The sequence below is a fragment of the Hymenobacter persicinus genome, assembly GCF_004167665.1.
GTDB classification, from domain to species: Bacteria; Bacteroidota; Bacteroidia; order Cytophagales; family Hymenobacteraceae; genus Hymenobacter; species Hymenobacter persicinus.
In genome coordinates this window covers 118,356-132,634 of sequence record NZ_SEWE01000001.1, presented here as the reverse complement: position 1 = coordinate 132,634, position 14,279 = coordinate 118,356, and the positions used below count along the sequence as shown (strand labels likewise).

At 64.3% G+C, this 14,279-nt stretch carries 14 protein-coding genes; 4 read left to right on the top strand and 10 right to left on the bottom strand.

Annotated elements, in window-relative coordinates; translation table 11 throughout:
• The 10 genes from EWM57_RS00615 to EWM57_RS00570 form a co-directional block, all read right to left on the bottom strand.
• Nucleotides 1–295 (bottom strand): hypothetical protein (locus tag EWM57_RS00615; protein ID WP_207218257.1); only part of this gene is annotated, 295 nt, incomplete at its 3' end.
• A gap of 30 nt (nucleotides 296–325) precedes the next feature.
• Entirely contained in the window at nucleotides 326–1,720 is a 1,395-nt protein-coding gene (gene traM, locus EWM57_RS00610) for a conjugative transposon protein TraM (RefSeq protein WP_129919195.1), read from the bottom strand.
• A gap of 18 nt (nucleotides 1,721–1,738) precedes the next feature.
• Entirely contained in the window at nucleotides 1,739–2,536 is a 798-nt protein-coding gene (locus tag EWM57_RS00605) for a DUF4138 domain-containing protein (RefSeq protein ID WP_165370365.1), read from the bottom strand.
• Nucleotides 2,537–2,654: 118 nt separating this feature from the next.
• Complete coding sequence (locus tag EWM57_RS00600; protein WP_129919193.1) at nucleotides 2,655–3,404, bottom strand: conjugal transfer protein TraK; 750 nt, start codon at nucleotides 3,402–3,404, stop codon at nucleotides 2,655–2,657.
• A 49-nt stretch (nucleotides 3,405–3,453) separates the two neighbouring features.
• Nucleotides 3,454–3,945: a hypothetical protein gene (locus tag EWM57_RS00595; protein ID WP_129919192.1), complete on the bottom strand. Its 492-nt coding sequence runs from the start codon at nucleotides 3,943–3,945 to the stop codon at nucleotides 3,454–3,456.
• Between the two features lie 182 nt (nucleotides 3,946–4,127).
• Nucleotides 4,128–5,258, bottom strand: coding sequence for a conjugal transfer protein TraG N-terminal domain-containing protein (locus EWM57_RS00590; RefSeq protein ID WP_165370364.1), 1,131 nt, complete (start codon nucleotides 5,256–5,258; stop codon nucleotides 4,128–4,130).
• A gap of 2 nt (nucleotides 5,259–5,260) precedes the next feature.
• Nucleotides 5,261–7,876, bottom strand: a complete 2,616-nt coding sequence (locus EWM57_RS00585) for a TraG/VirB4 family ATPase (RefSeq protein ID WP_129919190.1) — start codon at nucleotides 7,874–7,876, stop codon at nucleotides 5,261–5,263.
• The gene (locus EWM57_RS00580; protein WP_129919189.1) at nucleotides 7,845–8,174 is read right to left on the bottom strand and encodes a hypothetical protein; all 330 of its coding nucleotides are present in this window, start codon (nucleotides 8,172–8,174) and stop codon (nucleotides 7,845–7,847) included. Before EWM57_RS00580 ends, EWM57_RS00585 begins: the two co-directional genes overlap by 32 nt.
• A gap of 7 nt (nucleotides 8,175–8,181) precedes the next feature.
• Nucleotides 8,182–8,601, bottom strand: coding sequence for a hypothetical protein (locus tag EWM57_RS00575; RefSeq protein ID WP_129919188.1), 420 nt, complete (start codon nucleotides 8,599–8,601; stop codon nucleotides 8,182–8,184).
• Nucleotides 8,602–8,659: 58 nt separating this feature from the next.
• Nucleotides 8,660–9,340 carry a hypothetical protein gene (locus EWM57_RS00570; RefSeq protein ID WP_129919187.1) on the bottom strand — a complete coding sequence of 227 codons (681 nt, stop codon included), beginning with the start codon at nucleotides 9,338–9,340 and terminating at the stop codon, nucleotides 8,660–8,662.
• A gap of 248 nt (nucleotides 9,341–9,588) precedes the next feature.
• Between EWM57_RS00570 and EWM57_RS00565 the strand changes: the two genes are divergently transcribed.
• The 4 genes from EWM57_RS00565 (at nucleotide 9,589) to EWM57_RS21365 (ending at nucleotide 14,278) form a co-directional block, all read left to right on the top strand.
• Nucleotides 9,589–9,975 (top strand): hypothetical protein, encoded by a 387-nt coding sequence (locus EWM57_RS00565; protein ID WP_129919186.1) that lies wholly within the window; start codon nucleotides 9,589–9,591, stop codon nucleotides 9,973–9,975.
• An 87-nt stretch (nucleotides 9,976–10,062) separates the two neighbouring features.
• Complete coding sequence (locus EWM57_RS00560) at nucleotides 10,063–12,645, top strand: toprim domain-containing protein (protein ID WP_129919185.1); 2,583 nt, start codon at nucleotides 10,063–10,065, stop codon at nucleotides 12,643–12,645.
• A 123-nt stretch (nucleotides 12,646–12,768) separates the two neighbouring features.
• Nucleotides 12,769–13,383 (top strand): DUF305 domain-containing protein, encoded by a 615-nt coding sequence (locus EWM57_RS00555; RefSeq protein ID WP_129919184.1) that lies wholly within the window; start codon nucleotides 12,769–12,771, stop codon nucleotides 13,381–13,383.
• Between the two features lie 115 nt (nucleotides 13,384–13,498).
• Nucleotides 13,499–14,278 (top strand): DUF6122 family protein, encoded by a 780-nt coding sequence (locus EWM57_RS21365; RefSeq protein WP_207218256.1) that lies wholly within the window; start codon nucleotides 13,499–13,501, stop codon nucleotides 14,276–14,278.
• Nucleotide 14,279 lies beyond the last annotated feature (1 nt).

Here is a 14,279-nt window from a genome sequence, read left to right as displayed (position 1 = left end):
TGCTCTGCACCTTGCGCAGGTCGGCCTGCACCTGGCGCTGCAGCTGCAGGGTCTCGTCGGTAATGTCCTTGACCTGCCCGGTGATGTCCTTGGTGACGCCAGCAATCTGCTTGGCGTCCTTGATAACCTGGTAATTTTTGACTGTTTCGGTCCACTGAGCGAGGCGCTTGGCGAAGTCGCCGATGTGCACGCCCATGTGCAGCGGGTCGTTCACCACGGCTTGCGCCGCGGCGTCAGCACGCGGAATCAGAACCAGCGCCAGGGCCACGAAGGCCGGCAAAAGCATCTTTTTCATCGTCGTATCCGGTTAGGTGAAAAGAAAAGGTTAACGGTTCGCGGCTTCCGGGCCCAGCTGGCCGGCGGCCGCGGTGGTAATCAGGATGGGGTAGCCATCGGGCAGCAGCACGTCGCGCAGCTTGGTGCGGGTCTTGGGCCGCGACAGCACCGAGGCGGCCACCCGGCCGCCCACGCCCACCACGGACTTGGCCGCCGAAGCCGAGCGGTCGATGGCCGTGCTGATTTCCTGGGTGGTCTGCTGCTGCAGCTCGTTGCCGGCCATGCCGGCTTCCCGGGCCACGCGCTTCACCGGGTCAATCATGATGCCCGGCATGTAGTTGAAGTCGTAGATGTCGGCCTGCACCCGCGTCGGACCCAGGCGGTTAACTTCGAGCGTCACGTTGTTGGTGCCCACGGTGGCCACGCCGGCAAAGACCATGTTCTTGGGAAAGGTGACCCCGGACACCACGGCATCCTCCAGCAGGCGCAGGATGACCACCGAGCCGGTGCGCACCTTCTGCTCACCGTTGATAACGCACTTGAAAAACACGTCCGGGGCCAGCTGCTGCTCGCGCTGGCTGCCCTGGGCCATCATGCGGGTGGCGTTACCCACCTTCACCGTGTTGAACCCATCCATGCCGGGAGCATTCACCCGGTTGGCCAGTAGCTGCGCGGTCTGGTTGGGGTCGCGGTAGCGCTTGCCGGTCATGCGCTCGTAGGCCGCACGGGTTTCCGGCGGCGAGGAGCCCAGCATGGCCAGCACGTCCGGGTCGGTTTCAAACGGGGTACCGTCCACGTCCCGCGCAGGCACCAAGCCGCGCCCGCTTCGACCGGTGCCCGCCCGGCGGCTACCTCCCCCGCCCGCCGTGAGGCGCCGGCGCGGTACCACCAGGGTTTGCGCCCGGTAGGAGCCCGTGGCAGGGTCCTGAATGGTGGTTTCAATCGTATCCACGTCGGCCGCAGCCAGGCGGGCGGCTTCGGCACGGCGGGCAGCAGCTTGACCAGCAGCCTGGGCCCGGCGCCGCTTGCGTAGCGCTAGGCCGGTGGTATCAACGGCGAATACGTCCACGACATCCTGGTCCGTGGCCCGGGCCGGGGCGCTTTGAGCGTCCTGTTCGGCGCGGCGCTGGGCTTCTATCTGGGCCGAAGGCGAAGCAGCCGGTGCCGGCGGGGCCGTTTCCACAGAAGGGATTTCGGGCTCGATGTTGGCCGAGGCCGCCGCGACGGGCTCGCGCTCCTGCTGGGCGGCTTCTTTAGCCGATTTAAGCCACAAAAACAGGCCGCCGATAATGAGCACCAGCAGCAGACCAGCAAAGGCCATCCAGTTGGAGCGCAGGACTTCCGTAGGGGTACGCTTGACGGGCGCGGTAGCCGGAGCGGACTGCTCATTTTCGGGGCGGGCAACCGGGGCTACGGGTTGGGTAGGGGGAATGATGGGTTCCATAGAAACAGGCGAGCAGCGTTAAATGGTGGACGCACGGTTAATCACGCGGGAGGGCACGGGCAGCACCAGCACGCGGGCGCCGTTGAGTTCGCGCAGGGTCACTTCCAGGTAGCCGCGCTCGGTGGCCGCGTACAGCGGGATGGCGTAGGTCAGGTAGCCCGTGGTGCGGCCGGTAATGACTTGGTTGGCCCCCCCGCCGGAAGGGGCCAGCGGGCGCCGGGCCTCGTTTTTTTTGCGGGCCAGAAACTTCTTCTGCGCGTTTTCCACCAGCTGGAAGTCGGTGAAGTCCACGTTGTAGTCGATGTTGGTCTTGTTGATGACCTTGAAGCGCAGGTAGGTGAAATCCTTGTCGTTGCGCACGTTGGCCAGCGAGAGCACCAAATCGTTGTCGACCACGGCCACGGCCTGGTGCTCCTCGCGGGCTTTGCGCAGCGTCTGGAGCTTGCCCTCGACGACGGCTTTCTTTTCCCGCTCCTTGTCCAGGGCCAGTTCGTTTTCCGGCGCGGCGCCCGTGGAGGGGGCGCTTTTGCCGTTGATGCTCAGCGCGCCGTCTTTTTGAAAATCGTAGAGCTGCAGCACCGGGCGGTTCACGTACACGAGCCGGCCCATCCAGTACTTCGAGCCGTAGCGAATCAGCATGGGCGTAGGCGGCGCGTGCTTACGCTTGGCCCGCACAAACACGGCGTTGGCCTCAATCTTGACCAGGTAGTTACCTGCCATGCCCACGTCGACCAGCGACACCGGCCCGCCGAAAACCAGGTAGGTAGTGGAGGAGTCGGACACGGCCACGTCCAGCAGGTTATCGGCTGCCACCACAGCAGCGGCCGGGGAGGTAGAGCTTTGCGCGGCTGCCGGCGCAGGCTGAAAAAACAGGGAAAGCAGGCCCAAAAGGGCTGTAAGCGTGTAAAGGCGCATCGGTGAAAGGGATAAAAGGTTAGTTAGCCGGAGTGGTGGGTGCCGGGATTGGGGCGGGGGCAGCCGGCGCCGTGGGCGCGCCGGCCGGGGCTAGGCCGCGCTCAGCTTCCTGCAGGCGGCGCTGGCGGTCAGCTTCCTGAGCCTGCAGCAGCTCCTGCTCTTCCCGCGTCAGCTGCGGCGCGTAGGGGATGTAGTCGAAGTTGGTGATGAGCAGCCCGTAGGGGTTGGCGTCCGAGCGGTTGGTTTCCACCAGGTTGAACTTGGCGGCCAGCGGCAGGGGCTCCTTCTGCTGGCCCCCGATGAAAATGCGCTGCTTGATGTAGACCGAGCCCGACCAGGGGCGCTTGCTCATGTCCACGAGCACACTGTCCACGGTTACCACGTTGCGGGCAGCGTAGCGCTCGTAGTTCTGCAGCACCTGCCCGCGGGTGAAGCCCTCGTAAATGCGCCGGCCGCCGCGCCCCTCAATCAGGGGCAGGGCGGCGTCCAGGTTGGCCTTGTAGGTGTATTGGTCGTGGCCGAACATGGTTTGCATGAACTGGCGCACCAGGTTGCGGGCCTCGTAGGGCGTGTGGGCGTCGTTGCCGGCCGAGAGGGCCGCCACCGAGCCGGTTTGCGAGACGACGTACACGCGTCGGCCGCTGTTTTCGTAGGCCCGGTACACGAGAAAGCCCGAGGCCAGGGCCACGAGCAGCAGGGCCAGCACGCTGCCCAGCGCCAGGTTGCGCATGGTGGAGAAAGAGGTACTTAAGTCTTTGGCGGAATCCATTGATTGAAAGTCTGGTTGAGGTAAATGGTGCGTTTTCTCCCAACCGCCCCTACTGGCTGATGGGCAGCAATACCTTTTTGAAGGAGTCATCGAACCCGCCGGCCCGGCCGCGGTAGGGGTAGACCACCAGGGCGGGCTGCTTCTGCTCGTTCTGGCCCAGAAAGGCGTAGAGCGTGCCGCGCACGGTCAGCGGCTTGCGGGGTGCGATGGGCGTGACCGAGTACCGCTCCCGGCCGGGCACATTCAGGTTGAGGCCCCCGACCCGGAAGGAGGACAGGGTGTCCCGGCCGTTGGGCGAGTAGAGCGGCATAGTGGCCGGCACCTTCTGGCGACCGAAGCCCTGGGGTATCCACTGCAGCACGGCCTCGTAGGAAATGCGGTAGCCCGGCGCCTCTTTTCTGGTGTCGGCTCGGTCCGGGTCCGATTGCCACATAGCCGGCAGCCGCAACTGCATGGGCTCGGCTTTGAGGGCCTTGGCGGAAACGACCTGCAGGTAGCCCTCGCGGGGCGTCTGCTCGGCTACGCCAGGCTTGAGGTCCACTGACGTAAGGGGCAGTGAAGCAGGAAGGTTTGTTGCCGGCTTTGTGGCGGCGGCCGTTTCTTGAATAGTTGCTGTTTCCGGCGGCGTGGGGTTGGATTGACAAGCTGCAGTCAGACCCAGCGTAAAGCCCGTGGCGACTAATAAGGGAAGGTTCTTCATGAATAGGGAGTCAGAGGAATGGGTTATTTGGTCCAGATGCCCGAGGCCCGCTGGCGGTAGGAAGGGTTCAGGGCTTCCGACATGGTGATGGTGGGCAGGCCCGAGGAAGCCGAGGACGAAGCGGATTCACTGGCTTCACTGCTGCCGGCGCTACCTCCTCCCCCAACCGATGAGCTGTGACCACCTCCCCCGCCGCGGCTGCCACCATTGCCCATCGCCCGGCCTACGGCACTCGACAGGCCCCCGCCGCCGGGCGAGGCCACGCCGGCGACAGCGGTAGCGGCGCCCACGGCCGACCCGACCATGGAGCCCACGAAGCCCTGCACGGCGGAGGAGCCGATGAACATCGACGTGAGGTAGGGTACCATCACGTAGAGCAGTACGAAGGCCACGGACATGACCATGAATTTCTCGTCGTCCACCGACTGCTGCGGGCCGTTGGTCAGGCCGCTGAACAGGCCGTTGGGCGCCTGGGCCGTCTCGGCATAGAAGCCGTAGATGGTGTCGAGTAGCACGAACGTGAGCCCCCAGAGCTGCACGGCCAGGAAGTTCTGCAGCCACTTCATGGCCAGCTGCCCGAAGGCCGGAATCACCGACAGCGTCATGGCAATCGGCCCGCACACGTACAGAAAGCCCAGAATGAACTGCTGGATGAACTGCATGATGTGGCGGATAATGAGCACGGCAGTGGCCGTAAACAGCCGCGTCAGAATGCCCGAGAGCGTGAACGAGCTCAGGGTCTGGGAAATGCTGGTCATCAGCGAGCTGGCGCCCGCCACGATGTCGCCAATGCCCATGGAGTCGTTGCGGGCCGCGGCCGCTACCGACGCCGGCGTGGTCAGGTCGCGAATGGCTTCAGCCGCTGACTTGTCGGTGGAGAACATGGCCGTGAAAGCGGCCAGCCCCGCTCCCAGCGTGTCCATCAGCGTCTGGTAGAAGAAGAGCAGGAAGAATATCCAGGTGGCCTTAATGATGGGCCCCCAGTCCATGGCCAGGCCGCTGCCGGAGATAAAGCCGCGCCCGATGGTGTAGAGCAGCGCAATGCCCATCAGCGAGGGCGTGATGAAGCGGCAGGCGGTGAGCACTACCTGCAGGGTCTGGTCGCAGGCCCGCAGAAAGCCCGGGTCGATGCCGTAGGCAACCATGGCCAGCATACTCATTGCGCCAAAGACCCTTTGCGGGCCTGCTTATCTTCCACAAACTGGTCGACGGCGTAGTCCAGGCGCTGCACGCGCACCGGCTCGTACTCCATCTGCCCCTCCGCGTTCAGCAGTACATGGCCGTTTTTATCCGTCCGGGGCCGCTGCTGGGTCTGCTGGTAGAACTTCACCAGCTTGTTGAGGTGGTTGCGCTCCACGGGCTTGGAGGTCAGGATGGCATCGAGCTGGGGGGAGGCCTCCAGGGCGAAGACCTTGCCCTTGGCGCCTTGCTTGATGAAGAACTCCCGCAGCGCCTCGGTCGAGCGCACCGACTTAATCAAATCCATCTCGTGGCCGGTCAGGCCCAGCGGAGCCTGCAGCTGCGCCAGCGAGTCGGGGTTGACGTGGCGCAGGATAATCTTGGTGGCCGAGTTGTTGATGATGGCCGGCCCGATTTTGCTGCCGGTAATCTCGGTGATGCCCTGGGTGATGATGGTCACCGAGCCGTTGGTTTTGCGGATGGTGCGGTACATCGACTCGATGAATTCCGACAGCACGCCCGAGAGCATGGTCCAGGCCTCGTCCAGGGCGATGTACTTGATGTCGTCGGGGAATTTGCGGAACAGGTCCAGGCTCAACTCAGTGATGAGCATGGCCACCACGGGGTAGAGGTCGGGGTCGGCCTGCACCTTGGCCAGGTCAAAGCAGATGAGCCGGTACTCGCTCAAATCCACGTCGCGCTTGGCGTTGAGCACCCGCTCGTAGCGGCCGCCGGTGATGTACTGGCCCAGCACCAGGAAAAACTGGTGCATGTCGATGTACTTCAGGTTTTTCTGGTACTGACGGCGGGCCCCGTCCAGCGGGTCGGGCTCCACGCCGTCGCCGGGCTGGGCCACGGGCTTCTGCATTTCCTGGTCGTACTGCTCAACGAAGCGGTAGAAGCTTTCCATGCCGGGAAATTCCTCGTCTTTCTGGTTCAGGCGCGGGCTCTCGTTCAGGCAGGCGTAGTACTCAATCAGAAAGCGCGAGAGGATGGTACGCTCGGACTTGTCGAGCGCCGTGTCCTTGCCGCCCTTCCAGAGCGCGGCGAGCAAAGCCAGGTGAAAGTTGGTTTTTTCGTCGTTGTAGAGCCACTTGCCCGCCGCGTCGCGCGGCACCACGAAGGGGTTGAACTCAATGGGCCGCTGCGGGTCGTACTCGAAGTAGGTATTGTCGAAATCCTCGCCGTTAAGCGACTGCAGCACGTTGCGGTAGGTGCCGCCCACGTCCATGATAATCTGGCGGGCGCCCTTCTCGAAGCGCTGCACAATCAAGTTGCCGAAGGTGTAGCTCTTCCCCGAGCCCGAAGGGCCGATGACAATGGCATTCTGGTTGTCCAGAGCTGTGTTGAACAGGTTTACCTGCACTAGGTTGCGGAACCGGTCGGTCAGGTACTCCCCCACCGGGTCGGTTTTGTAGGTGGCCGTCCAGTGGGTATAGCAGGCGCCGCGGTCGGCGGTGCTCGTCAGCCAGCGGTCCGGCACCTGCCAGGCGTTGCCGGGCAGCAGGCCGAAGAATACGGGCAGGGCCAGGTAGCTTTCCACCACGCTTTCCGTGCCGAACATGTAGCGAAAGGCGGCCGTGGCCCGCTCCACGTTCTCGCGCCGGCTGGTATCGTTCGTGTCCCAGAGCACGCACGAGAGGTGCAGGCCCACAATCTGCTTGTTCTCGGCTCGCACCTCGGCGGTGAACTCCTCGACTTCAGCCGCCCGCAGGTGGTTGTCCTGCGTGGCCAGAAACGAGAGCGAGGCGTTGAGCTTGCGGTCGGTATCCAGCGAGCTGAGCTCGGCGCGGGTATCCTGAATCAGCAGCGCCTGGGTGAGCACGTGCGGGCACTGCAGGATGTGAGTAAGCGGGTAGAGCATCGGGGCGGTTACCCCGTAGCTGTTGCGCACGGCCGGGTAGGCGTCGGAGCCCTGACCCACCATCGACAGGACATTTACCTTGTGCTCGCCCACGCTGAAGGTGCCCAGGTCGTTGCCGATTTCGCGCTCCTGCCGGGTGGGCTGGCCGTCGAAGTTGAGGTTGAAGTACTGCAGGTAGAGCTGGTGAATCTCTTCGCTTTGCAGCCGCTCGAAGGTCACGCCGCCCAGGTTCTTGAGGCCCTGAATGAATTCGACGGCGCCGCTCTCGGCCACTTCGAGCGTGTGCACCAGCTGGGCAAAGGGGTTCTTAAGCACGGCCTCGCCGGCGCGGGCCACCAGCGCATTCACGGCGTTGGTCTTGGGCGACTTGACGGCCACCGGCGCAAACGAGAGGAACAGGTAGGACTTCTGGAACAGCACGAGCCGCTCGAAGAAGTGCTTGTTCATCTTGTTCTCGAAGTAGGTCTGCTGGGTTTTGTCCTCGCGGTAGGGCCGGTCGTAGTAGACATCGGTTTTCTGCACGATGGTGCCCACCGGCAGGGGGCGCAGCACGCCCACCAGTGCGGTCTGGAAGGCGTCGTAGTCGTCCGAGGTCCAGCTTTCCATCTCGGCGGGCTCCACGCGGAAGCCCACCGCGACGCGGCCGTCCTTGAAGACCACCTTGTCGCCCTCGAAGCTGTGCACGGGCATCACGGCCTTAAACGCGGCCGTTTTGGGCTTTTTGGTCATGGGTGGAAGGAGTGGGAAGGGGCCCCACCGCCAGGCGGCGGGGCTGGATGAAGGTGAAGGAGAGCCAGCCCATCAGAAAGCCGGGCGCCTGCCGCTTGCTCAGGTAGCGCAGGCCCAGAATCAGGCCCAGCTCGACGAGGATAACGAGCAGGTACACCAGGCGCGGAATCCTGACGGCCATGCCCAGGAAGCCCAGCAGCAGCACCGAGCCGATGAACAGGCCGACCATGATGCCCAGGTCCTGGATGTTCATGCCCAGCACCTGCGCGGGCCGCTCGATGGATTTGTAGGAGCGCATGGCGAGCTTAGCGTACGCCTCCGTCGCCCCCGCCCACGGCGCTGACCAAATCGTCCTTGAAGAGCTGGAAGCCGAACCAGAGAATCACGCCGCCTACCAGCCAGCCCAGGGAGCCCAGCGCATCCGGGGCGCCCTGCACGAACTTCATCACCACGCGAATCAGGCCCACGATGAGCACGATAGCGAAAATGACCTGCACGATGCCCACCACGGTTTCCTGCACGCCTTCGAGCGCGGCCGCGGCACCCCCGCCGCCCAACTGGGCGCGGGCCGGGCTGGTAGCCAGGGCCAGGGTAGTCAGCAGGGCCGCGACGCGCTGCTCGGCTTTAGAGGGCTGGTAGGTGTGGCCGGCAGCCGCCAGCGAGTGCAGGGTTTCAGTGGCCGTTGCGGCGTGGGTACGGGCCCGGGAAAAGAAGTGAGTTAGCATAGAAAGGGGTAATAGGTGGAAACAGGGTGCTTATCTCCCCGAAAAGCAGGTGTGGCAGTTAAGAGGGCTTGGCGGTGGGGATGGGGCTGCCGGCGCCGGGAAACAGGCTGCTGAGTGCGGCACGCTGGGCGGCGGCATCCGCGCTCATGCGGGCGCGGCGCTGCTGGCGCAGGGCGATTTCGGCGGCGCGGTTGGCCTGGTCGTTGGCCGTCGGGGCCGGCGCGGTGAGGGGATTGTGGAAGAGGGCCTCGGCCGGTTCCTCGTCCGCTTCCGCTGTTGGCTCTGGAGTTGGCGCGAGGGGCGTGGCAGCACCTTCCTGCGCATCGAGCAGGGATGCCAACGCGCCGGCTGCGTGGCGAATGGAGGACGGGCGGGGGGCATCTTCTGCGGGCACATCCTGCGTGGCTTCTTCCGGCTCTTCCAAAAGCGGTTCCGAACTGTCGACCACAACTGCTGCTGCCGCTTCTTCGGCAGATTGCACAGATTCTGGAACGGCCAGGTCTTCTTTGGGAAGCAGACGGGCCAGGGCTTCTCCGACGTCGGTGGTAGCAGCTTTCTCGGCGGCTTGGGCGGCCGCGGCAGTTTCGTAGTGGAAGGTGCGCAGCGAATGGTGGTTCCGGGTCGCCAGCGCGGCCACTGGCGCAACGGGCTTGCCGGGGCCCTTGAAGCGCCACCACAGCAGCGCCGCCAGGGCGCCCAGGGCCAGTATCACCGCCAATAAGAGTATTCCGGAACGCATACCGGCCCCTTACGGCAGGAAGCGCGATAGTGTTAGTAAAAAGTTAGTGAAAACTTAAAAAATACTTGGCCGTATGTAGCGCCTACCAGCGAAGCAGCAGCCTGCCGGTTTCGGCGACGAGGCCGGTGGGAGGTAGAAGATTTGAGTTTTTCCCCGATAGCGTTGCGGCTTCTAAGCCCGATATGCGTCCTTTGGGGTATCGCTCCGATACTTCACCCCCACTGCCCCAGCAGTGTGCCCTTCTTCGCATGGTACCATCCGACCACGTTTCCGCCCCGTTGGGGTTTCCTGACCTTAGCCTGTCCGCGCCCTACACCGAGTGCCTGCGCTACGTTCAGTTTCGTCTTAAGGCCCTTCCCCAGGGCGAGTTAACCGCTTTTTGTGCCCAGCATGGCCTGACTTATACCAACGTCGTCAACCTGAAGAACGGCAAGCTCAAGCGCGACGAGCCGCGCCTCGTGCAACGGGTGCTGCGCGCGCTGGGCGTGCCCACGGAAATCGTGCGCATCGACATCGGCAGCGGCGCCAACCAGTACGTGTTCGGCAGTAGCGAGCTACTAGCCCAATTCCGCGAGCAGCTGGCCTTCTTCGACGCGGCCGCGCAGCGGGCCGCTAGTTCGCCGTCCACCCCCTAACCCCGGATAGCTTTCCTGCTTGGGGCCCGGCCGCCGGGTGCTGGCAAGGAGATGGAGCTGTCCGGCTCCACTTCCCCAGCCCACCCCATGAACGCACCCCGGGAAAACGACCCCACCGAACTCGACCGCTTCAAGCGCGACATCGACCTGGTTGACTACGCCCAGCGCCAAGGCTACACCATCAAGAAGGAAAGCCGCCGCGGCGACTGGCACCACCTGGTCAAGGACGACGAGCACGTCATCGTCACCCGCAAGGGCGACCACCAGGTGTACCTGAACACCGGCGACGACCGCGACGCGGGCTCCATCATCGACTTTGCCAAGACCCGGGGCGGCGACGGCCACGGCCTCAACCTGGGCCAGGTGCGCCAGCAGCTGCGCGAGTACCTCGACGGCGCACCGGCTCCGGCCCGCCAGTATCCTACTCAGTACGCCACCCCGCCCGACTCCGCGCGGCTGAATGGCCTGCCCGTGGGCGACCCGGAGCAGGCCCGGCAGGCCGAGGAAGAGCGACGCACGCGGCTGATTTCCGAGGTGCTGGGCGTCAAGAAAGAACTCACCGACCGCAGCTACCTGCACGGGCGCGGCATTACCGATGCCACGCTCGACAGCCCCGCCTTCCAGGGACGCATCTTCACGGCGCAGCAGAACGAGCACAAGAACACGGCCTTCCCGCTCTACAACGAGCACGGGCTGGCCAGCGTGGAGCAGAAGAACGAGCACTACAAAAGCCTGCTGCCGCTGCCCAAAAACGGCATCTGGGTGTCGCACCCCACCGCCGGTAAGGACACGCCGGTGGAGCGCGTGGTGGTGAGCGAATCAGCCATCGACTCGCTGTCCCACTTCCAGCTCAGGCACGGGCAGGACCCCAAGAACACGCTCTACATTGCCACCAGCGGCACGCCCACCGAGGCCCAGGTAGCCCTGATTCAGCGGGTCATTGACAAGCAGCAGCCTCAGGAGGTCGTATTGGCCAATGACCGCGACGCCGGCGGCCGGCAGTTCAACATCAATTACCTCAACGAACTGCAGCCGGCCCGCCCCTTGGTGCCCGTGGCCGAGCAGGAAGCCTACCGCGAGGCCTCCCGGCCGGTCGAGTGGCACGCCACCAGCGACAAGTACCACACCAGCCTGAAGGTGACGTTTCACCACGACTCGGCCGAGCAGGGTGCCGGCCAGGTGCAGCAGCTCAGCGAGCGGGTGGAAAAAATCAACCAGACGCAGCAGGACGGCCCTTCGCTGGCCGTGGAAGTGCAGCGCAGCACCGAGCAGGCCACCATCGTGCGCCTGACCGTGGCCCGCGCCGACACGGCCCAGCTGGAGGTGGTGGCCCAGGAGCTCTACCGGCAGCGCGAGCAGCTGCGGCCCGCGGCCGAGCGCCAACAGGAGGCCTTTCTGCGGGTGGACTACCCGCTGGCCAAGGACTTCAACAAGGAGCTGGAGTACACGGCGCAAGGGCTGAGCGCGGAGCAGATTCGCGCGGCGGCCCAGCGCGAGGAGCAGCAGCAGGAATCGGAGCGCCAGCAGCGGCTGGCCGAAGCCCAGCGCCAGGAGCGGGAGCAGCGGGAGGCTGAGCGCCAGGCCCGTCGCGAGCAGGAGAGCAGCCCGGAAGCGCAGCAGGGGCGGGAACAGGACGACACACACTTTCAGACTGTCCTGGGGGCCACTGCGGCAGAAGCTGAGCAGCGCCCTGCCCGCTCCTACCGCAGCGAGCAGGAAGCGGCGGAGCACACCGCGCAGTTTGTGCACGCCAAAGACGCTGGCTTGGTGCTGCTGAAGGAGTATATCCACGACAACCCCCCGCCGGCGGGCCGCAAAGTCGACGAAGCCGAGCGGGAGGACTTACGCGAGAGGGCCCGCTACGCGGAGGCTGCCGCGGGCGTCCGCTTGCCCACGGCTTCGCCTACTGAGGCCAAAACAGCGACTTGGACAGTGGATGAGTTGGAACCCAATACGACCGGCCGGGCGGAGGCCTGGAAAGCCATTCTGGATAATTCCGGCTATTCCATGCAAACCAGCCAGGTGCGCAGCACCGTGGATGAGCAAGGCATCCGCCGGGCGGAATTCGACATGACCTACCGCAACGACCAGCCCGACATTGCCATCATCCACGCCATCGTAACCAACACCACTGCCCGCGCCGCGGCCGGAAAGGCGCAGTATGCGGGCGTTAGCGTCGTGGAGCCCGAGGCGGACCGCGCGGCCCGGCAACTGGCGGCTGAAGCCGCGGCCATCCAGCCCCACAACCGGGACCGTAGCTTGGACGTGGCCGTTAAGCCCGGTGTCGAGGCCACCACGGGTGACATGCCCGCGGCGGGGCCCAGTGCCCCGGGCAGCGAGAAGCTGGTAATCATCCGGGTGGACGAGCCGGCCAGCTCCCCCGGTGAGCGGGGCCAGGCCGAGGCCGTGCAGGCAGCCCTCACCGCCAGCGGCGCGAAAGCCGGCGAAGTGCAAAGCACCGTGGATGCGGAAGGCATTCGGCACTCGGAAATGAAGGTGTCGTACCGCATCGACCAGCCCGAAATAGCCCAGGTGAGTCAGGCACTCGATGCCGCGGGCCGGCAGGTAGGCAACCACGTAGTCGAGCACGGCAGCGACCGGGCTGAGCGGCAGGCGGCAGCCCGGCACAGCCAGGTGAGCCAAGAGGTTGCTCCGCAGCTGGAGCGATGACGCAAAGCCCGGCGGTAGGGCTGGAAATCTTACAAGCAAATTGGTCGGAAGGTATACAAACCAGTGGCAGTAGTGCGGCGTTTATCAGGCAGTCAGTTTCTTGCCCTGTTTTAGGTCGTTCCCATGAACCGTTTATTGCGTTTGCCCTTCTTCGCCCTGCTGGTTTTCAGTGTTCTGTTCACGGCCTGTAAAAAGGACCACGACATGGACGACATGAAGCACGAGAGTGTCTACATGAAAATCATGATGGACATGATGACGCAGATGGACGCGCAGGCCAAAACCCAGGACCCCGACCACGACTACGCCGCCCAGATGGTGCTGCACCACGAGGCGGCCATCAAAATGGCCGAAGAAGAGCTGCGCACGGGCACCAACCAGGAAATGAAAACCACGGCCCAGGACATTATCACCAAGCAGCGCGGCGAAATCACGCAGTTTAACGCGTTTCTGGGTGGGCACCAGCCCGCGCAGCCGCTGGTGCCGCAGTTCAACCAGCTGCAGAAAACCAACATGGACCGGATGATGGCCGCCAGCGACGCGCGCACCATGACGGCGCGGCCGGATTACGACTTTGCCCAGCTCATGGTGGACCACCACCAGGCTGCCATCGACAACTCGGAGGCCCTGCTGCAGCACGGGCGCCAGAACACAACCCGGTCCCTGGCCCAGGCCATCATTGCCGACCAGCGCCAGGAAATTGCGGCGCTGCAGAATTGGCTGGCCCGCAACCGCTAACCTATCCAGGCAACGAAAAAGGCAGCTCCCAGGGGCTGCCTTTTTGATTTCACTGCGCACCACCGGGGAGGCTGTCAGGGCTACGCGTCCTTTTTGGCCCTTGTACTGAGCCCACATGCTGCCGTTACCCGTTTTCGTCTTCATCCGGTATATCGCAGCCGGCCTGGTCCTGGCACTGGCTGGCTGCCGTTCGTCGGCGGTCGTCCCGAGGTTTGCGCCCGCTGCGGGGGGCTACCACCCCCGGCCGGTGCAGCGCTTCGATACGGCGACGGCCGGTGCCGCCCACCAGTTCCCTACTGCCCTGCAGAGACGGGTGAAGGCAGACGTGCCGCTCCAAGCCCCGGATACACTAGAATACCCGACCCAGGAGAAAAGGGAGCGGGCAAGCCAGCTGAATGGCAGCTCGCCAAAAGCAACGATTGGGGACACCGCGAGCAGTTCCACGCGGCCGATGGCCCCTGGCGCGAAACAACCGCCAGCCCCAACTAAATTTTTAAGCGCCCAAAGCCTGGTGCATTATGGCCTGCACTTTCTTTTTCCGGTGGTGTTGGCGCTGGTGTTCTTTCCAGCAGTGTGGCAAACCGCTTACCTGATAATGCTCGCCACGATGCTCATGGACTTGGACCACCTGCTGGCCAAGCCCATCTTTGACCCGATGCGCTGCAGCGTGGGGTATCACCCGCTGCATTCTTTCTATGTTATCCCGGTGTACGTGCTGCTGCTTCTGTTGCCGGCCACGCAAATCGTTGCTGTGGGCGTGCTGTTCCACCTGGTCACGGACACGGTGGATTGCTTCTGGAACTTCAGCCACTGCCACGAGTGCTACGTCAACTCCCGACTCTATGCCTTGCGCAACGGGGTGCGAAAGTTACTGGGTCGTAAGGTGGACGACTAAG